The organism is Sphingopyxis sp. LARHCG72, from assembly GCF_052871675.1.
The window spans coordinates 568,448-587,196 of the sequence record NZ_JBIXJU010000001.1; the positions used below are offsets into that span (position 1 = coordinate 568,448).

An 18,749-nucleotide genomic window follows, 5' to 3' on the forward strand; every position below is an offset into this window, starting at 1 on the left:
GTGCACAAGAAGAACAATAGGAGAACAAAATTACTTCGTCAACCCCTGTGCCGTCGTTTTCCGCACGGCCTCGCCCGGTTGACGTAAACGTCAATCAGGACCAATGCATAGAAAACGAAGGAAAGGGATCATGATGGCCGAACAACCGAAATTCGATCTGTCGGGGCGCGTCGCGCTGGTCACCGGCGCCTCGTCGGGGCTCGGCGCCGGATTTGCGAAGGCGCTCGCCGCAGCGGGGGCAAAGGTCGTGCTCGCGGCGCGCCGCGCCGACAAGCTTGCCGAGCAGGTCGCCGAAATCGAGGCCGCGGGCGGGCAGGCGGTCGCGGTGAGCATGGACGTGACCGACGAGGCATCGACCATCGCCGCCTATGACGCCGCCGAGGCGGCGTTCGGCACCGTCGACACGATCGTCGCCAACGCGGGCGTCGCGACCGAGAAGATGGCGATGGGCCTGTCGGTCGCCGACGTCGATTTCCTGCTTGCGGCCAATGTCCGCGGCGTCTTCCTGACCGCGACCGAGGGCGCCAAGCGCCTCGACAAGGCGGGGAGCCGCGAAAAGCAGCATGGCCGCATCGTTCTCATCGGCTCGATCACCGCCGAGAAGGTGTTTCCCGCGACGTCGGTCTATGGCGCGACCAAGGCGGCGGTGCGGCATCTGGGCAAGGCATTGGCGCGCGAATGGGCGCGGCGCGGGATCAGCGTCAATGTGATCCAGCCCGGCTATTTCGAATCCGAAATGACCGCCGAACTGTTCGAGGGCGACGTCGGCGCGGCGATGGTGAAGGCCTTCCCGCGCCAGCGGATGCGCCCGCCGAGCGACCTGCACGCACCGCTGCTGATGCTCTGTTCCGACGCCGCGCTCGGCATCACGGGCAGCGTGATCACGGTCGACGACGGGCAGACGCTGTGAGCGAACTGCTCGTCGAGGCGCGCGGGGCGGTCGAGATCGCAACGCTCAACCGCCCCGAGCGATTGAATGCGCTGAACGAAGGGCTGGTCGGGGAACTCAACGCCTATTTCGGCGGGCTTGCCGAGCGGCCGGAGGTGCGCGTCGTCATCCTGCGCGGGGCGGGGCGCGGCTTTTGTGCGGGGCTCGACATCCAGGAGGACCGGTCTTCGGACGAGACGCCGGTGCTCCGTACGCTGCGTACCCAGACGAGCATCGGCAATATCTATCGCAAGATGCGCGCCTGTCCGCAGCCGATCATCGCGCTCGGCCATGGCGCCGCGGCGGGGGGCGGCCTGTCGTTGCTGCTCGCCTCCGACGTGCGTTACGCGGCGCCGTCATTCCGCTGCAACGCCGCCTATATCCGCATCGGCCTCGGCGGATGCGACATGGCGTCGAGCTATTTCCTGCCGCGCCTCGTCGGCGCGAGCCTCGCGTCCGAGATGATCCTGACCGGGCGTTTCATCGATGCCGAGCGCGCGCTGCGCGCGGGGCTGGTCAGCGAGATCGTCGAGGAGGAAGCGCTGCTGACCCGCGGCCTCGCGCTCGCCGACGAGATGCTCGCGACCTCGCCCTATGGCCTTCGCCTCTCGAAACAGGCGCTGAACCTCAACATCGACGCCCCGAGTCTCGAGGCGGCGATGGCGATCGAGGACCGCCAGCAGGTGATCCTTTCGGCGACCGAGGACCATCGCGAAGCGCTCGCCGCCTTCCTCGAAAAACGCGCGCCCGACTATCGCGAACGATAAGGTTACCGCTGCGATATCCTGCCCATTGACTCGCGAATATATTGACATAGTAAGTGCCATATCCCGAGGGGGTGGGAGTGATGGCAGTACGCAGGAGGACCACTAAATGCCGGGTCGCTTAGGCGGGTCCCGGCGTGCTGCCATCATCATATCCGGCGCGCTGATCGCCGCATTTCCCGTTCAGGCGCAGCGCGTGGAAAGCGCGCCGCCGCGCCATCCCAACATCGTCATCCTGCTCGCCGACGATTGGGGCTTTTCCGATGTCGGCGCCTTCGGGTCCGAGATGGCGACACCCCATATCGACGCGCTGGCGAACGCGGGAATGCGCTTTTCGAACTTCCATGTCGCCGGGTCGTGCTCGCCGACGCGCGCGATGCTGCTGACCGGGGTGATGAACCACCGCAACGGGCTCGGCAACATGCCCGAGACGATCCCCGACGAACATCGCGGCAAGCCCGGATACGACACGGTGATGAACCACCGCGTCGTGACGATGGCCGAGCTTTTGAAGGCGGCGGGCTATCGCACCTATCTCACCGGAAAATGGCATCTGGGCAGCGACAAGACGCGGTTGCCGCACGCGCGCGGATACGACCGCGCGTTCAGCCTCGCCGATGCGGGCGCCGACAATTTCGAACAGCGCCCCATCGAGGGCATGTACGACAAGGCGAACTGGACCGAGAACGGCAAGCCCGCGACCCTGCCCAAGGATTATTATTCGTCGCGTTTCGTCGTGCAGCGGATGATCGACTATATCGAGGCCGACCGGAAGAGCGGCAAACCCTTCCTCGCTTCGGTCAACTTCCTCGCCAACCATATCCCCATACAGGCGCCCGACAGCGATATCGCGCGCTATTCGGCGATGTACCGCGACGGCTGGACCGCGCTGCGCGAAGCGCGGGCGAAGCGGGCCGCGGCGCTCGGCGTGATGCCCGCGGGCGCACCGCTGGTGACGATGCCGACGACCCCCGACTGGAAAAAGCTGACTGCCGAAGAGCGCGCCGCGGCGGTGCGCGTGATGCAGGCCTATGGCGGCATGGCGACCGCGATGGACCGCGAGGTCGGGCGGCTCGTCGCGCATCTGAAGGCGACCGGCGATTATGACAACACGATCTTCGTCTTCCTGTCGGACAATGGGGCCGAACCGACGAACCCCTTCAGCAGCCGGCGCAACCGCCTGTTCCTCGACATGCAATATGACCTCGCGACCGCGAACATCGGCCGGCGTGGGAGCTTTGCCGCGATCGGGCCCGGCTGGGCGAGCGCCGCGGCGTCACCCCTGTCGGGGTACAAGTTCAGCGCGACCGAAGGGGGGCTGCGGGTCCCGCTGATCATCGCATGGCCCGGCAATGCGCAGGTTCGTGCCGGTGGTATCAGCGACGGGCTCGCGCATGTCACCGACATATTGCCGACGCTGACCGAGCTTGCGGGCGTGACGGGACATGGCGCAAGCTGGCGCGGACGCGCGGTCGAGGCGGTCACCGGGCGCAGCCTCGTGCCGATGTTGAAGGGCGCGCCGGGCAGCGTCCATGGCGATGCCCCGCTCGGCTATGAACTGTCGGGCAATGCCGCGCTGTTCCGCGGCGATTACAAGCTGGTGCGCAACCTCGCACCGACCGGCGACGGTAAATGGCGGCTCTACGACCTCAAGGCCGACCCCGGAGAAACGCGCGATCTTGCGGGCGCGATGCCTGATCGTTTCGCCGCGATGATGGCCGATTACCGCACCTATGCGAAAGCGAACGGGGTGCTCGAAATGCCCGCGGGCTACACCGCCGACGAACAGATCAACCGCTATGCCTTCGCGCAGCAGGGCAAGCCGCGCCTGATCCGCCTCGGATTGTGGGTCGGCGGGATTATCGTGCTGGTCGCCGGGCTTGTCTGGGGCTTGCGCCGTCGTCGGCGCCGCACCGCTTAGCCATTACGCCTCTTCGACGATCGTCGCCATCACCGCGTCGACCATCTGCCCCATCACCGCGCCCGCCTCGTCGGGCGACAGGCTCTGGTCGTGGCGCAGCGTGCGCCAGGTGTGGAACGACAGCGCCGCGCACAGCGCCTCGACGCCGATGCGGTCGGTGCGGACCGACGCGGGCAGCAGGCGGACGATCAGTTCGCGCTCGAGCATCACGACGCGGCTGTATTGCCCCATCAGGAAGGGCGACTGGTAGCGCTTGATATTGGCGGCGAGGCGGAAGGGCAGCGTTGTCTCGAACACCTCGACCCGCCGGCGTACGAGCTCGCCGATGTTGGCGCGCCACGGCTGGTCGGGATAGGGCGCGATCACGATCGGCATCACGCGTTCGGTGATCGTGCGCGTGATCTCGGCATAAAGCGCGTCCATGTCGTCGAAATGGCGAAACACGGTGCGCAGGCCGATCCCGGCTTCCTCGGCGACGCGTGCCGCGCTCGGCGACAGGTCGCCTTCGACGATCAGCTCCATCATCGCCTCGACGATGCGCTTGTAGCTCGACCGGCCGCGTTCGCGCCGGCCGTCGACCCGAGCGGGTTCGGCCTTTGCCGCGTTCGATTTCCTCACCCCTGTCGTCATGGCGCCCCTGCTGGCCCGGCTTGGCGCCGGGGTCAAACAATCTTGCGTATCGACCAATATAGTGACACATATAGTGTCAATAGTTTTACACCCGCCGGCAGCGTGAGAATAGGGGATGAAGATGAAGAAAAGGTGGGTCGCGCTTGGGGTGCTGGCACTGGCGGCCGCCGGTGGTTACTGGGCGTTCGAGGCGAATAAATATCGCATACCCGGCATGCTTCAGGACTGGCGCGATCCGGTGCAGCCGAACCGCGCGGTGGCCTGGCAACAGGGGCCGAGCGCGGCACCCGAGGGCAAGCGTCCGCCCAATATCATCCTGATCGTCGCCGACGACCTCGGCTACAATGATATCAGCCTGAACGGCGGCGGGGTCGCGGGCGGGATCGTCAAGACCCCGAACATCGACGCGCTCGCGCGCGAAGGCGTCAATTTCACCACCGCCTACGCCGCCAATGCCACCTGCTCGCCGTCGCGCGCAGCGATGATGACGGGGCGCTATCCGACGCGCTTCGGCTTCGAATTTACCGCGGTGCCGGTCGAGTTTGCCGAGAATCTGGCGCATGGCGAGGGTGTCGGCCCGCACCGCGCGATCTTTCACAAGGATCTGATCACGCCGGACATCCCCGCCTATCCCGACATGGGTGTCCCCGCGAGCGAGGTTACGATCGCCGAGGCGGTGAAGGCCGCGGGCTATCACACGCTCCACATCGGCAAATGGCATCTCGGCGAATCGCCGCAGCTCCAGCCGCAGCGCCAAGGCTTCGACGAAAGCCTCGCCATCCTCGCCGGCGCGGCGATGTTCCTGCCCGAGGACGATCCGGACAGCGTCAACGCCAAACTGGCATGGGACCCGATCGACCGTTTCATCTGGGCCAATCTTCGCCACGTGGTGACCTTCAACGGCAGCAAACGCTTCAACCCCAAGGGCCACATGACCGACTATTTCGCCGACGAGGCGATCGAGGCGATCGAAGCGAACAAGAACCGGCCCTTCTTCATGTATCTCGCGTTCAACGCACCGCACACGCCGCTTCAGGCGACGAAGGCGGATTATGACAAATTCCCGCAAATCAAGGATCACAAGACGCGCGTCTATGGCGCGATGATCGCGCAGCTCGACCGGCGCATCGGTGACGTGATGGCGAAGCTGAAGCAAGCGGGGATCGACGACAATACGCTCGTCATCTTCACCAGCGACAATGGCGGCGCCTGGTATAACGGGATGCCCGACCTGAACGCGCCCTTCCGCGGCTGGAAGGCGACTTTCTTCGAAGGCGGGATCCGGACGCCGCTGTTCATGCGCTGGCCGGGCGGGATCGCGCCGGGAACCAGCCGCGCCGACGTCACGGGCCATCTCGACATCTTCTCCACCATCGCCGCCGCGGCGGGGGCGAAGCCGCCCGAGGACCGGACGATCGACAGCGAAAATATCCTCGCCGGCCCGGCGAAGCGGCCTGCGATGTTCTGGCGCTCGGGCGATTATCGCGCGGTGCGCGCGGGCGACTGGAAATTGCAGGTGACGAAGCGCCCCGAAAAGGCGCGTCTCTACAATCTGGCCGTCGACCCGACCGAGCGCCACGACCTCGCCGCGAGCGACCCGCAGCGCGTCGCGGCGCTGCGCGCGATGATCGAGGCGCAGAACAAGGGCATGGCGAAGCCGATCTGGCCCGGCCTTGTCGAAGGGCCAGTGCGTATCGACGTGCCGCTCGACGCGCCGTGGAAGGACGGGCAGGATTATATCTACTGGACCAACTGACGCAGGCGGCTTGTGAAACATCGACACCGCGCGGTAAGGGGCGGGGATGGCAAGTGGATCGGGTTCCAATGGCGGCGGCAATGCGCGCCCGACGATGGCGGACGTCGCGAAGGAACTCGGCATCGCGAAAATCACCGTGTCGCGTGCTTTGTCGAACCAGTCGACGGTCAAGGAAAGCACGCGGACGCTGATCCGCGAAACCGCCGAACGGATGGGCTACAGGCTCAACGTCTCGGCGCGCAATTTGCGGCAACAGCGCACGCGCACGATCGCGGTCGTCATCGAAATGACGCCGTCGCACGAACGCCTGATGAGCGAGCCCTATCCCCTGCTGCTGCTCGGCGGCATCCTGCAGGAACTGACCGCGGCGGGGCAGAATATGGTGCTCACCACGATCGACCTGTTTTCCGAAGCGCCGCCTTCGGCCGACGGGGTGATCCTGCTCGGACAGGGGGTGCATGACGACGCGGCGGCGGTGATCGAGGCGACCGGGCTTCCCTATGTGGTCTGGGGCGCCGAACATGGTCCGCCCGAACGGATCGTCGTCGGCAGCGATAATCGCGAAGGCGGCCGGCTCGCCGCCGAATATCTGCTGGGGCGCGGGCGGCGGCGGCTGTTGTTCCTTGGCGACGCCGGGCATGGCGAGGCCGAGGACCGCCTCAATGGTTTCCATGCCGGGCTCGCGGGTTCGGACGCCGCGCTGGTCGCGAACATTCCCTGCGCCTTCACCCTCGCCGCGGGCCGCGACGCGGTCGCGCCGTTGCTCGATGACGGCGAACCCGGCTTCGATGGCATCTTCGCCAGCAGCGACGCGATCGCGATGGGCGCGATCGAGGCGTTACAGGCGAGGGGGCACCGGGTGCCGGACGACGTCTCGGTGGTCGGCTTCGACGATTCGCCGGGCGCGGCGCTGTTTTCGCCGCGGCTGACGAGCATCCGGCAGGACTGGGGCATCGGCGGCGAATTGCTCGCGCAAAAGGTGCTCGACCTTGTCGCCGGCAAAGCGGTCGAATCGCGCGCGATGCCCGTCGCCCTCATCGTCCGCGACAGCTAGCAGTCAGGATCGTTTCTCCCTTTCCTTCCAGCACCTTCCCGTAAAATGGTATCGATATCTTAACATCGATACCATTTTACGGGAAACCGGTCCGCAGAGCGAAGGGCCAAGCAGCCTTCAACAGCGTCGGGACGGTGATTCTCCAGTCGATTTCGAGCTTTGGCGTGACCAAGCCAGAGGCGAGCACGCTGGAAGGCTTCAAGGACATCACGATCGCGGTCGTGTCGTTCCTGACCGCGAGTTATTTGCCGCGGCTTGGCCTCCGCAACGCGCTGATCGGGGCGCTGCTGCTTGCCGTCGCCGGCTGTATCGTCATGCCGCTGGTCGGCAGCTTCGGCGCCGCGCAGCTCCATTTCGCGATGGTCGGCGCCGCCTTCGCGGTCGCCAAGGTGGTCGTCTATTCGATGATCGGCCTCGTCACCGACAGCCCGCGAAAGCACGCCAGCCTGACCAGCCTGATCGAGGGCATGTTCATGGTCGGCGTCCTCTCTTCCTATTGGGTGTTCAGTGCCTTCATCGACCCGGCCGGCCTTCGTTGGCTCAACGCCTATTGGGTGCTCGGCGCGATTACCGCGCTGGCGCTTGCCCTGTTGCTCACCGCGCGGGTCGACGAGCATCGCACGCACGAGGGCGAAGAAGCGGCGGCAGGTGAGGGCCGGCCGTTCGTCGCGATGCTCAAGCTCGCGGCGCTGCCGCTGGTGCTGGTCTTCGTCGCCTGCGCTTTCCTGTTCGTGCTGATCGAGCAGGGGATCCAGAGCTGGCTCCCGACCTTCAACAACGAGGTGCTGCATCTGCCCGCCCAGATGAGCGTCCAGGCGGCGAGCCTGTTCGCGGCATGCCTCGCGATCGGGCGCTTCGGCGCGGGCGCGGTGATGGCGCGCTTCGACTGGTATCCGGTGCTCAACGCCTGTCTTGCGGCGCTCGCGGCGCTGATCATCCTCGTGCTGCCGCTCGCCGACGGCCTCACACCCGGCGCGATCCACAGCTGGGGCGATGCACCGGTCGCGGCCTTCCTCTTCCCGCTGATCGGCATCGCGCTGGCGCCGGTTTATCCGACGATCATCTCGGTGATGCTGAGCGCCATGCCCAACCGCCAGCACCCGCCGCTGATGGGGCTCGTCGTGGTCTTTTCGGCGCTTGGCGGTACCACCGGGTCGATCATCACGGGCGCGATCTTCGCCCATCTCGATGGCCAGACCGCCTTCACGCTGATGCTGGTGCCGACCGCGCTCCTTGCGGGTGGGCTGTTCCTGCTTCGTCGCCGGATCGCGCTCGCGTCCTAGCGTTCGACCTTGGTCGCGAGGATTACCGATGTGGTCGTGCGCTCGACCCCGTCGAGCAGGCCGATCTCGTCGATCAGTTCGTTGAGCTGCGCGCCATCCTCGGCCTCGAGCATCGCGATGATGTCATATTCGCCGCTGATCGCATGGATCGCCTGCACCAGCGAGAAGCCCGCGAGTGCCTGTTCGACCTCGCGGTGAAAGCGCGGCAGCGTCTTGATCATCATATGCGCGCGCACGCGGCTGGCGGCGAAGGCGTTGCCCAGCCGCACCGTATAGCCCGCGACGATTTTTTCCTCTTCGAGCCGCGCGAGCCGCGAATAGATCGCGCCGCGCGAAATGCCGAGCTCCTTGGCGAGCTGCGCGATCGTCTGCCGCGCATCGTCGCGCAGCAGGGTGAGCAGGCGTTCGTCGATCTCGTCGAGATTGACGCCCGATTGCGCCATCAATCGGCCAGCTTTTCGTCGGCGAAAATCGCGTTTTGTGGAGTCCCCCCGGCGCTCATGCGGCCACGATACATGCCGAGGTCGTTGATGGCAAAGGCGGGGCGCCCGTCGGGACCCATCGCAATCAGTCCGCCGTCGCCGCCGATCGCGCCTACCGCCATGATCGCACCCTGCGCGGCGTCCTTCAGGCTCTCCCCCTTCCACGCGACGCGGTCGCACACTTGCCGCGCCGCGCTCTCGCGGATGAAATATTCGCCCGACCCGGTGGCCGACACCGCGCACTGGCCATTCTTCGCATAGGTGCCTGCGCCGATGATCGGCGAATCGCCGATGCGGCCCCAGCGTTTGCCGGTCATCCCGCCGGTCGAGGTCGCCGCGGCCAGATTGCCTTCGGCGTCGAGCGCGACCGCGCCGACGGTGCCGAACAGATGCGTCGGGTCGATCGCCGACACCTGCTTTTCACGCCAGCGCAGCAGCCCCTGCCAGCGTTCCTCGGTGCGGAACCAGCTCGGGTCGACCTGTTCGAGCCCGCGCTCGACCGAAAAACGGTCGGCGCCGTCGCGCGCCAGCATCACATGCGGGCTCTTGTCCATCACCGCGCGCGCGAGGTCGATCGGGTGGCGCGTCCGCGTCACCCCCGCGACCGCGCCGGCCTTCAGCGTTTTGCCGTCCATGATCGCGGCGTCGAGTTCATTCTTGCCCTCGGCGGTGAACACCGCGCCGCGCCCCGCGTTGAACAGCGGATTATCCTCGAGCACGCGCACCGCGGCCGCCACGGCATCGAGCGCCGCGCCGCCCTTGTCGAGCACAGCGCTGCCCGTACGCAGCGCTTCGTCGAGCCCGGCGCGATAGGCCTTCTCCTTTTCGGCCGAGAGCGAGCCGCGCTCGATCACCCCCGCGCCGCCGTGGATCGCGAGCGACCAACGCGGAACCTCGACGATCTCGCCCGCGCGCGCGGCATAATTGCGCACGAACACCGGTGCGTCGACCTGACCCGAAGGGAGATGGAGAACCGAACCGGGGCCGACCCCCGTCACCTTGACGCGCGGCGCGTCGAGCGAGCCGCGCGGAGGCAGATTGCGAAGGCCGGTACCGTCGACGACCCACGCATAGCCGTCGGGTTCGGTGGCATAGATGCGCGCCCGGCCGTCGGGTTCGACCGCGAGCGCCGCGCTTTCGTCGACGCCGAGCCCGAGCATCGCGGGCTGGTCGGCTGCGCGCCCGGCCTGCGCCTTGGCGACGAAGGCGAACAGGCGGCCGAGCCGCTCGCGTTCCTTGAAATGCGTGTCGGTGACGATGCCTTTCAGCAGCGCGAAATGTAGAAAGTCGCCCTCGATCGTGTTCGCCGGACCGAAGGGGTCGGCGAGCGCCTCGGGGCTCTTGATGCTGCCGTCGTCCATCGCGCCGTAAAGCTTCTCGCCCTGAATCGCGAGGCCGGCGCTGGTGCCCGCGAGCGGCTTGCCCGCCGCGACATGCGCGTTGAGGATGTCGCCGACCGGCGTCCCGCGCCAGTATCGGACGTAGCGCGCCTGATCGCCGCCCGCGATGAAGATGCCGTCGGCCTTTTTCAGCCGGTCGAGGATCTTCCTGTTCGCCGCCTGCGACCGGGCGTGGAAAACGAAGATTTCGGTCGACTGGATGCCGCCGATGTCGTGGAAGAACTCCTCGCCGATTTCCTTGCCGTAAGATGCGCTGATCACGACGATATGGCCGTTCCCGGCTTTGCCGAAGAACCATTTCATCGCATCGATATTGCGGTCGCCGCCACCCATCAACAGCAGCCCGCCCGATACCGGTCCCGGCGTCGGCGTGTTCAATTTGCCGAAGACATAATGTTCGGTCGGCTTGTCCTTTGCTTCCTTCGCCCCCGCGGGCGCGAGGCAAAGACCCGTTGCCGCGAGCAGCAGCCAAAATCCCCGCACGATCGAACGCAGCATCCGTCTTCCTTTTTGCGACCCCTGAAGGTGCGATGTTACATAATGACCGCACCAAAAGACAATATGATTTCCCATTTCACCATTATGATTGAAATTATCGACGTTTTCTGGTCGAGAGGCTGAAATATCCGGTGGGGCGGCGCTTGGGATCGAGTCGCCCTGCGATAGAAACAAGGGGTTGATAGATGACGAATTTCGGGAAGCGGGCGTTTCGGATTGCCCTCGGGCTGGGTGTTTGCGTGCCGGCACTGGCCGCGCCGGCCTATGCGCAGGACGCCGCCGAAGGCAGCGAACAGGAAATCATCGTCACCGGATCGCGCATCCCGACGATCAAGGACCAGGGGCCGTCGCCCGTCACCACGATCGATTCCGATGCGATCCGCGCCAACGGCTACACCAGCGTTCCCGAACTGCTCGCGGCGATGACGCAGAACAGCGGCGAAACGCAAAGCCCGCAGTCGGGGAGCAGCGCCGATTTCACCCCCGGGGCGCAACAGGTCGACCTGCGCGGGCTCGGCCCCAATCATACGCTCGTGCTGGTCAATGGCCGCCGCATCGCCGACTTCCCGCTGCCCTATATCGGGCGCAGCAACTTCACCGATATCTCGAACATCCCCGTCAGCCTGATCGACAAGGTCGAAATATTGAGCGGCGCCGCCTCGGCCATTTATGGTTCGGATGCGATCGCGGGGGTCGTGAACTTCAAGATGAAGGAAAAGCTCGACGGCATCACGCTCGACTATCGCCACGGCCGGACCCAACATGGCGGCGGCCTGTCGCACCGCGTGACCGCGACGGGCGGCTGGTCGACCGACCGGTTCAGCATCGTCGGCGGGATCGAATATCTCGACCAGCGGCCGCTCTGGGGTTTCCAGCGCAAGATCCAGGACAGCACCGAAGACAGCCCGGTCGCTTCAACGGCGAGCGCGCGGCGTACCTTCTATCGCGCCGACTATAACGACGATTATATCACGCCCGACGCCGGGACGTGCGAGCGGCTGTCGAACCTGAATTTCGGGACGGTCGCGCTCTATAACCGCCCGCGTTACGGCGATTTCTGCGGCAGCAAGGAATCGATCGGCTACGGCACGATCATTTCGGGCCGCAAGGGTTTCAACAGTTTTGCCAGCGCGACCTACGAACTGTCGGACAATGCCAAGCTGTTTGTCGACGCACAGCTCGGGATCAGCAAGGTCCGGCTGATGTACGACACAACGAGCTGGGCCTTCGAACAGACATCGAGCAGCTCGGACAATTATTTCTACAACAGCTTCACGGGGCAGATCGAGGACTGGGGCCGCCAGTTCACGCCGGAGGAAACCGGCGGGTTCGAAATGCAGCGCACCAAACAGACGACCTATAGCATCACCCCCGGCGTCCGCGGCAATTTCGGCAATGCGTGGAATTACGAGGCGTCGTTCAACTACAGCCGTTACCAGTCGATCGTCCGCTGGCCGCAGATCATCAACAGCAAGGCGAAGGCCTTTTTCCTCGGCACACAGAACGGGCTTGGCGATGACGATTATCCGTCGTTCAATGCCAACCCCGCCAACCTCTATCGCCAGCTGACGCCCGCTGAATATGACAGCATCTCGGCCGACACCGTCTATCGTCCCTATAGCTGGACGAGCAATGCGCAGGCGACGCTGACCAACGGCGAATTGTTCCAACTGCCCGCCGGGCCGGTCGGCATCGCGCTCGTCGCCGAATATGGCAAGCAGGGCTATAATCTCCGCCCCGATCCGCTCGCGCTCACCGATTATTATTACAGCTGGAAGGACAGCGACGGGTCGGGCAAGCGCAGCCATGCCGCGATCGGCGGCGAAGTCCGCGTGCCGGTGCTCGATTTCGTCACGCTGACCGGCGCCGGCCGCTACGACCGCTTCGGCTACGCCGGGCGGCACGCCGACAAATTCACCTATAATGGCGGCATCGAGGTGCGCCCGACGAACAGCCTGCTGTTCCGCGCTGCCTATGGCACCGCCTTCCGCGCCCCAGACCTCCATTATCTGTTCACCGGCCCCGGCAATGTCGAAAGCAGCGTGATCGATTATTATGCCTGCCGACAGGATGACGCGAGCGCAGGGATCAGCGACTGCGAGGATTATGACGTCGATATCGTCGCGCAGCGCAGCGGCAACCGCGACCTCAAGGCCGAGACCGGCAAGACGCTGACCGCCGGCGCGGTCTTCTCGCCGTCGCGCAACTTCCATGTCTCGGTCGACTATTTCCGCGTGTCGCTCGACAACCAGGTCAACGACCTGCGCGCCAGCGAGCTGACGCGCGACGAGGCCGATTGTCGGCCCGACCGCAATAACAACACTACGCTCGATCCGAATTCACCGACGTGCCAGGCGGCGCTCGCGCGCATCAAGCGTTTCGCCAGCGGTGCGCTCGTGAACCAGATCGAGTCGATCTCGATCAACCCGATCAACGTCGCGCGCGAAAAGACGAGCGGCATCGACGTCGCGTTCCGCGGTACGCTGCCCACCAGCTTCGGCGACTTCACCCTGTCGCTCGCGCACAGCCATGTGTTCAAGCACACGCTGGTCCAGTACACGGGCGATCCGGTCGAAAACAAACTGGCGGCGGACAGCGGCTATTACACGCCGCGCGACAAATCGAACGGCAGCATCACCTGGGCGTCAGACGGCATGCAGTTCACCCTGTCGGGCACGCGCCTCGGCAAGCTGCCCAATTATGACGAAGATGCCTTCATCAAGGCGAGCTATCTGTTCAACGCGACGCTGCAATATGATTTCACCGATCATATGCGCGGGTCGCTGACGGTGCGGAACGTCTTCGACAAGATGCCGGTGAAGGACCCGACCTGGTCGAGCTATCCCTATTACAACACCAGCTGGTTCGACAGCATCGGCCGCAGCGTCTTCCTGCAGCTGACCTACAAGCTCGGCGGTTCGGCGCTCTGAGGATCATTGGGGAGGGCGGGAGATGATCCCGCCCGAACCTCTTTCGCCGTCGAGGTAATTGGCCGCGGCGTCGCTTTGTGGCAGGTCGGGGACATTCCCGCCTTACGCAATGGAGACTTCATGCGAGCCCTGCTGCTTTCGATCGCCCTGCTGGCGTCCGCTTCGCCTGCCTTTGCGCAGGGCGCGGTCATCGACACCCATGTCCACCTCCACAAGGGCGAGGCGTCGATTGCCGAGTACCGGGCGCAGCTCAAAGCCGCCGGCCAGTCGGTCGATGCGTTCGGTGCGATGTGGTTCGGCGGCCCGAACCAGGCGCTCGCGGGCAATCCCGGCGACATAGCCAGGCGCAACGATGCGCTGATCGCGCTCGCCGCGAAGAATCCGGACATGATCGCGATCGCGACGGTGCATCCCTATGACGGCGACGCCGCGCTCGCCGAAGTCGACCGCGTCGCCGCGCGCGGGGTGCGGCTGCTCAAGATCCACCCGCACACGCAGAAATTCGACGCCGCCGACCCGCGCGTGCTGACGCTCGTCAGGCGTGCCGGAGAGGCGGGGCTGGTCGTCGTGATGGACAATGCGAGCATCGTGCCGAGCGATAACGAGAAACTCTTCAACCTCGCGCTCGCGGCGCCGAAGACGAAGTTCATCTTCGGCCATATGGGCGGGCTCGGCTTTCGTTTCTGGAACATCCTTGCGCTTGCGCGCACCGCCGAAAATCTTTTCGCCGACAATATCTATTTCGACATTTCGGGGACCGTGATCCTCGCGGCGGATTCGCCGGTCGAGGCCGAATTTGTGTGGACGATCCGCAACGTCGGGGTCGACCATGTGCTGATCGCGTCGGACTTCCCGCAAATCTCGCTGGCGAAGACGCTCGATGCCTTTGCGAAGCTCGACCTGACCGACGAAGAGCGCGCGAAGATCCGGTCGGGCAACGCACGCAAGCTGCTCGGGCTCTGATCGATGACCGACCATCTTCCCGCGCCCGCCAATGTGAACCTTGCCGGTCATGAATTTTCCCCCATCGCTTGGGGCATGTGGCGTTTTGCCGGCACCGATGTCGCGACGGCGCGCGCGCGTATCGACGCCGCATTCGAGGCGGGGGTCACCCTCTTCGACACCGCCGATATCTATGGCGCCGATACGCCAGGGGGCTTCGGCTCGGCCGAAGCCTTGCTCGGGGAGGTCCTTGCCGAAGCGCCGGGGCTGCGCGGACAGATGGTGCTCGCGACCAAGGGCGGGATCATTCCCGGGGTGCCCTATGACAGCGGCGCGCCCTATCTGGCGTCGGCGATCGACAATTCGCTCCGGCGCCTGCGCACCGACCATGTCGAGCTATGGCAGGTCCATCGCCCCGACCTGCTTACCCATCCGCAGGAAATCGCGCGCGCACTCGAAGAGGCGCACCGCGCGGGCAAGATCGGCGCGATCGGCGTCTCGAATTTCGCCGCGGCGCAAACCGCCGCGCTCGCCAAATTCCTGCCCGTTCCGGTGGCAAGCCACCAGAGCGAATTTTCGCCGCTCCACCTAGCCCCGCTTTTCGACGGCATTTTCGACCAGTCGATGGCGGAGGGCATGGCCTTTCTCGCCTGGTCGCCGCTCGGCGGCGGCCGGCTCGGCGATCCCGCCGACAAGCGCACATGGGCCATCGCCGGGCTGCTCGATGCGAAGGCTGCGGACTATGGCGTATCGCGGGCGGCGGCAACCTATAGCTGGGTGATGGCGCATCCGGCGCGTCCGATCCCGATCGTTGGGACGCAGAATGTCGACCGCATCAGGGAGATCCCGCAGGCCTTCGCGCCGCGCTGGACGCGCACCGAATGGTATGCGGTGCTGCAGCTGGCGATGGGCGAGAAGCTGCCGTAGCCGGGCGGCCGCGTTCGCAGCGATTATCTTGGGAGGATGCCCCGCCCCACGTTTGAGACGTAGGAGAGAGGGGGACGGGGCGAGCGCGCTTAACCACCCGGTGGGTTACGGGGCGATGAACAGGGATATAAAAAGCGGGGCCGCGACATGCGGACGCGCACCCGTGGCGGCGGCTATTCGCCCGACACCGAAAGACGCCGGCCGAGGCTGATCCGGTCCTCTGCCGCATATCCCAGCCGTTCGTAGAACTGGACGACCTCCGCGTTCGTCGCCCGGACCTGCAAATTGACCTTTGCGCATCCGAGCGCCTGCAATGCCTCTTCTGCGTGTCGGATCAGCGCCCGGCCGATGCCCGCGCGCTTCGCATCGCGCCGGACCGCGACCGAGTAGAGCCAGCCGCGATGCCCGTCATAGCCCGCCATCGCCGATCCGGCGATCTGGCCATCCTCGACGGCGACAAAGAATAGTTCGGGCTGGAACGCGAGCTTGGCGGGTATCGCGGCTTCGGCGCGATTCCACGGCGGATCGTTCGGGAACGCCTCCTCCCAAAGCGATTTCACCCCGTCAAAGTCGGAAGCCTTATAGCGCCTGATTTCCATGCTGCGCGCCTTACCCGGCCCAGACCTGCGCATAGAGCGCCGCCATCTCTTCCGCATCGGGCACGCGCGGATTGTTCGCGGGCGAACCCGACGCCGCCGCTTGCGCGCACATCGTCGGGACCAGCGCATCCCAGCGCGCCGCGTCGATGCCCCATGCCGCCGGCCCCGGGACCTCGAGCTCGTGGTTGAGCGCCGCCAGTTCGTCGAGCAGCCGCGCCACGGCCGACTGGTCGCCCTCGGCCTCGTCCGCTACCCCCATAGCGCGTGCGCAATCGGCATAGCGATGCAGCGCCGCGGGCGCCGACCAGGCGGTCACCGCGGGTAGCAACATCGCGTTCGACAGCCCGTGTGGCACATGGAAATGCGCACCGATCGGCCGGCTCATCCCGTGGACCAGCGCGACCGAGCTGTTCGAGAAGGCGATCCCCGCCTGCGTCGCGCCCAGCATCATCGCCTCGCGCGCCGCGGCATCCGTCGGGTCGCTACACACGCGCCGCAGGTTCGGCGCAATCGCGCGCATCGCGAGCAAGGCCATACCGTCGCTGAAGGGATTCGCGCGCTTCGAAACATAGGCCTCGATCGCGTGCGTCAGCGAATCGATCCCCGTGTCGGCGGTCAGCCGCACCGGCTTGGTGAAGGTCAGCTCGTAATCGACGAGCGCCGCGACGGGCAGGTAGGCGAGGCCGGGGCACAGCATCTTCTCGTCGGTCGCCTCGTCGGTGATGATCGTGAAGCGCGTCGCCTCCGACCCCGTCCCTGCGGTGGTCGGGATTGCGATCACCGGCAAGCCGGCCGTATCCTGCACATGCGGCGCCTTGTAATCGGCCATCGCGCCGCCGAACTTTCCGAGCAGCGCGATCGCCTTGGCACTGTCGAGCGGGCTGCCGCCGCCGAAGCCGATGACGCAGTCATGCTCGCCATCCAGCAGATATGCGACACCCGCGTCGATCGACGCGACCGTCGGGTCGGGAACCGTATCGGCGAACACCCGCGCCGAGATCCCGGCTGCCGTCAGGCCGTCGGTCAGTTCCGCGACCCGCCCGCTGCTCACCAGCCAGCCGTCGGTGACGATCAGCGGCCGCGACAGTCCGAGCGTACCGAGCACATCGGGCAATTGCTTCGACGCGCCGCCGCCGACGCGGAAGATGCGGGGCAGGGCGATACTCGCGATACTCAACTGGCCATCTCCTCACCGATATATCCGGGCTCCACGCCGACCCTAGCCCCATCGGGCGCGCGAGGGAATCGCCGACCTTCTGCTGTCTCGACGCCCTATGGTTCGAGCGTCCCGAACCAGGCGACCAGCGCGAGGATCGTCCCGGCCGCCGCCGCCTCGGCGGCGATGCTTCGGCGGATCGCGGCGGCTGCACGGCTGGAATCGGCGTCGATCGATGCGGCCGTCAACGCGGGCGTCAACCGCCAGCGGTTCGCTGCGGCAAGCGTCAGCATCGCCCCGAAGAGCAGGAGCTTGATCAGAAGGAGTTGGCCATAGGGCGATGCGATCGATCGGCCGGCGTTTTCTAGCCCCAGAATGAGCTGGGCATTGATGAGGCCTGTCGCCGTTATGACGAGCACGCAAATCGTCCCGACGCGCCCGAACCGGTCGAGGCTCCGCGCGGCCAGCGCAATTCTTTTGACGGGCAGGCCGCGGCGGCGCGGCCGCAACAGGATAAGGAAGGCGGCGATCGCCCCGAGCCATATGGCGGCAGCGATCATGTGCAGCGCATCGCTGATGCGGTGCACCGTCCCTGTCAGCCCTTCGGTCGCTCCGGCGTGGCCGGACCATGCCAGCGTCGAAAGCGCGGCCACGCCGGCCGCTGCCAGAATAGTCGCGGCGATCCTCGGCCGCCGGGTGAAGCTCCACGCGGCGATTGCCGCGACAAGCAGCGCCGCAGTGCGGACGAGCCACGCAGCGCCCACGTCGGTCTCGACCAATATGGTACGGAGCATTCCCGGCGCGACGGAAGATGGCGCGACGCCGTGCATGGTCGCTGTGAGGACGACGATGTCTGCGGTCGAAACCAGCAATCCAAGCGCGCAAAGCCAGCGTTGGAGGCGCACCAACATCGCCGCGAGCAGCCGGTTCGTGCGCGCGCCGCGGCGGAAGGTATAGAGCGGAAAGGCAGCCAGCCCCGTGAACAGCATGAGCGCGGCAAAAAGCGCGAACCGGATGCCGATCACGGGGAGGTCGGCCATGGCCTTATTTGACGGTGAAGCTGAATTCGCTGCCCATGCGGTGCGTATCGGCGCCCGCGGCCGACCATTTGACCTTGTAGGTGCCGGGGACGAGGGCGCGCTTCAGTTGCAGCGTCATCGATTTGCCATCCTTGCCCATCGCCGAGGTGAAGGGGATTTTCATCGGGGGATGATCCTTCATGCCGGGCATGCCGGTCATGACCAGTTCGGCCTTGACGGTCGAGGCGATAAGCTTTTCGCTGAATTTCAGGTTGACCGTCGTGACTTTGGCCACCGCGGAGTTGGCGGCCGGGGTCGAGCCGACAAGTTTGGCATGCGCCAGCGCGGTGCCGGGCGCCGATGCCAGCACGAGCATGGCAGCGAGGTGGAGGGGGAGCCACTTGTTCATAAAAAACTCCAATTGGATGTCTGTCCTGGCTATTACGCAGGGCAGTGCAGT

General features: G+C 65.7%; 16 protein-coding genes. 9 read left to right on the top strand and 7 right to left on the bottom strand.

Annotation, left to right across the window (positions count from 1 at the left end):
- The first annotated feature begins 130 nt into the window (after positions 1–130).
- The 3 genes from ACIPPQ_RS02830 (at position 131) to ACIPPQ_RS02840 (ending at position 3,613) form a co-directional block, all read left to right on the top strand.
- Complete coding sequence (locus tag ACIPPQ_RS02830; protein WP_446542684.1) at positions 131–910, top strand: SDR family NAD(P)-dependent oxidoreductase; 780 nt, start codon at positions 131–133, stop codon at positions 908–910.
- The gene (locus tag ACIPPQ_RS02835) at positions 907–1,695 is read left to right on the top strand and encodes an enoyl-CoA hydratase/isomerase family protein (RefSeq protein WP_446542685.1); all 789 of its coding nucleotides are present in this window, start codon (positions 907–909) and stop codon (positions 1,693–1,695) included. Before ACIPPQ_RS02830 ends, ACIPPQ_RS02835 begins: the two co-directional genes overlap by 4 nt.
- Positions 1,696–1,888: 193 nt before the next feature.
- On the top strand, positions 1,889–3,613 hold the full coding sequence (locus ACIPPQ_RS02840) for an arylsulfatase (protein ID WP_446542686.1): 1,725 nt from the start codon (positions 1,889–1,891) through the stop codon (positions 3,611–3,613).
- A gap of 3 nt (positions 3,614–3,616) precedes the next feature.
- Here ACIPPQ_RS02840 and ACIPPQ_RS02845 read toward each other — a convergent pair whose 3' ends face one another.
- Positions 3,617–4,243 (bottom strand): TetR/AcrR family transcriptional regulator, encoded by a 627-nt coding sequence (locus tag ACIPPQ_RS02845; protein WP_446542687.1) that lies wholly within the window; start codon positions 4,241–4,243, stop codon positions 3,617–3,619.
- Positions 4,244–4,364: 121 nt separating this feature from the next.
- Here ACIPPQ_RS02845 and ACIPPQ_RS02850 point away from each other — a divergent pair, with 121 nt between their 5' ends.
- From ACIPPQ_RS02850 to ACIPPQ_RS02860, 3 genes are all read left to right on the top strand, one after another.
- A complete protein-coding gene (locus tag ACIPPQ_RS02850; protein WP_446542688.1) occupies positions 4,365–5,999 on the top strand; it encodes a sulfatase-like hydrolase/transferase in 1,635 nt (544 codons plus the stop codon).
- A gap of 46 nt (positions 6,000–6,045) precedes the next feature.
- Positions 6,046–7,053: a substrate-binding domain-containing protein gene (locus ACIPPQ_RS02855; RefSeq protein WP_446542689.1), complete on the top strand. Its 1,008-nt coding sequence runs from the start codon at positions 6,046–6,048 to the stop codon at positions 7,051–7,053.
- A 68-nt stretch (positions 7,054–7,121) separates the two neighbouring features.
- A complete protein-coding gene (locus ACIPPQ_RS02860; RefSeq protein WP_446543100.1) occupies positions 7,122–8,336 on the top strand; it encodes an MFS transporter in 1,215 nt (404 codons plus the stop codon).
- On the opposite strand, the gene ACIPPQ_RS02865 is transcribed toward ACIPPQ_RS02860, so the two are convergent.
- Together ACIPPQ_RS02865 and ACIPPQ_RS02870 are read right to left on the bottom strand one after the other, a co-directional pair.
- Positions 8,333–8,779 (bottom strand): Lrp/AsnC family transcriptional regulator, encoded by a 447-nt coding sequence (locus ACIPPQ_RS02865; RefSeq protein WP_327453722.1) that lies wholly within the window; start codon positions 8,777–8,779, stop codon positions 8,333–8,335. The genes ACIPPQ_RS02860 and ACIPPQ_RS02865 overlap by 4 nt on opposite strands.
- Positions 8,779–10,716, bottom strand: coding sequence for an isoaspartyl peptidase/L-asparaginase (locus tag ACIPPQ_RS02870; RefSeq protein WP_446542690.1), 1,938 nt, complete (start codon positions 10,714–10,716; stop codon positions 8,779–8,781). Before ACIPPQ_RS02870 ends, ACIPPQ_RS02865 begins: the two co-directional genes overlap by 1 nt.
- Before the next feature lie 185 nt (positions 10,717–10,901).
- Between ACIPPQ_RS02870 and ACIPPQ_RS02875 the strand changes: the two genes are divergently transcribed.
- From ACIPPQ_RS02875 to ACIPPQ_RS02885, 3 genes are all read left to right on the top strand, one after another.
- Positions 10,902–13,646, top strand: coding sequence for a TonB-dependent receptor plug domain-containing protein (locus ACIPPQ_RS02875; RefSeq protein WP_446542691.1), 2,745 nt, complete (start codon positions 10,902–10,904; stop codon positions 13,644–13,646).
- A 120-nt stretch (positions 13,647–13,766) separates the two neighbouring features.
- Entirely contained in the window at positions 13,767–14,609 is an 843-nt protein-coding gene (locus ACIPPQ_RS02880; protein WP_446542692.1) for an amidohydrolase family protein, read from the top strand.
- A 3-nt stretch (positions 14,610–14,612) separates the two neighbouring features.
- The gene (locus ACIPPQ_RS02885) at positions 14,613–15,515 is read left to right on the top strand and encodes an aldo/keto reductase (protein WP_446542693.1); all 903 of its coding nucleotides are present in this window, start codon (positions 14,613–14,615) and stop codon (positions 15,513–15,515) included.
- Between the two features lie 173 nt (positions 15,516–15,688).
- Here the strand turns inward: ACIPPQ_RS02885 and ACIPPQ_RS02890 are convergent, their stop codons facing one another.
- From ACIPPQ_RS02890 to copC, 4 genes are all read right to left on the bottom strand, one after another.
- Positions 15,689–16,114, bottom strand: a complete 426-nt coding sequence (locus tag ACIPPQ_RS02890) for a GNAT family acetyltransferase (protein WP_446542694.1) — start codon at positions 16,112–16,114, stop codon at positions 15,689–15,691.
- A 10-nt stretch (positions 16,115–16,124) separates the two neighbouring features.
- Positions 16,125–17,291, bottom strand: coding sequence for an iron-containing alcohol dehydrogenase (locus tag ACIPPQ_RS02895; RefSeq protein WP_446542695.1), 1,167 nt, complete (start codon positions 17,289–17,291; stop codon positions 16,125–16,127).
- A gap of 95 nt (positions 17,292–17,386) precedes the next feature.
- A complete protein-coding gene (gene copD / locus ACIPPQ_RS02900; RefSeq protein ID WP_446542696.1) occupies positions 17,387–18,310 on the bottom strand; it encodes a copper homeostasis membrane protein CopD in 924 nt (307 codons plus the stop codon).
- A gap of 4 nt (positions 18,311–18,314) precedes the next feature.
- A complete protein-coding gene (gene copC / locus ACIPPQ_RS02905; protein WP_446542697.1) occupies positions 18,315–18,698 on the bottom strand; it encodes a copper homeostasis periplasmic binding protein CopC in 384 nt (127 codons plus the stop codon).
- Positions 18,699–18,749: the final 51 nt, after the last annotated feature.

Bases quoted from the DNA above. Each gene is read 5' to 3' on its own strand.
- ACIPPQ_RS02870 (WP_446542690.1), bottom strand. From the start codon at position 10,716: ATGCTGCGTTCGATCGTGCGGGGATTTTGGCTGCTGCTCGCGGCAACG.
- ACIPPQ_RS02845 (WP_446542687.1), bottom strand. From the start codon at position 4,243: ATGACGACAGGGGTGAGGAAATCGAACGCGGCAAAGGCCGAACCCGCT.
- copD (WP_446542696.1), bottom strand. From the start codon at position 18,310: ATGGCCGACCTCCCCGTGATCGGCATCCGGTTCGCGCTTTTTGCCGCG.
- ACIPPQ_RS02880 (WP_446542692.1), top strand. From the start codon at position 13,767: ATGCGAGCCCTGCTGCTTTCGATCGCCCTGCTGGCGTCCGCTTCGCCT.
- ACIPPQ_RS02885 (WP_446542693.1), top strand. From the start codon at position 14,613: ATGACCGACCATCTTCCCGCGCCCGCCAATGTGAACCTTGCCGGTCAT.
- copC (WP_446542697.1), bottom strand. From the start codon at position 18,698: ATGAACAAGTGGCTCCCCCTCCACCTCGCTGCCATGCTCGTGCTGGCA.
- ACIPPQ_RS02890 (WP_446542694.1), bottom strand. From the start codon at position 16,114: ATGGAAATCAGGCGCTATAAGGCTTCCGACTTTGACGGGGTGAAATCG.
- ACIPPQ_RS02875 (WP_446542691.1), top strand. From the start codon at position 10,902: ATGACGAATTTCGGGAAGCGGGCGTTTCGGATTGCCCTCGGGCTGGGT.
- ACIPPQ_RS02850 (WP_446542688.1), top strand. From the start codon at position 4,365: ATGAAGAAAAGGTGGGTCGCGCTTGGGGTGCTGGCACTGGCGGCCGCC.
- ACIPPQ_RS02855 (WP_446542689.1), top strand. From the start codon at position 6,046: ATGGCAAGTGGATCGGGTTCCAATGGCGGCGGCAATGCGCGCCCGACG.
- ACIPPQ_RS02865 (WP_327453722.1), bottom strand. From the start codon at position 8,779: ATGGCGCAATCGGGCGTCAATCTCGACGAGATCGACGAACGCCTGCTC.
- ACIPPQ_RS02830 (WP_446542684.1), top strand. From the start codon at position 131: ATGATGGCCGAACAACCGAAATTCGATCTGTCGGGGCGCGTCGCGCTG.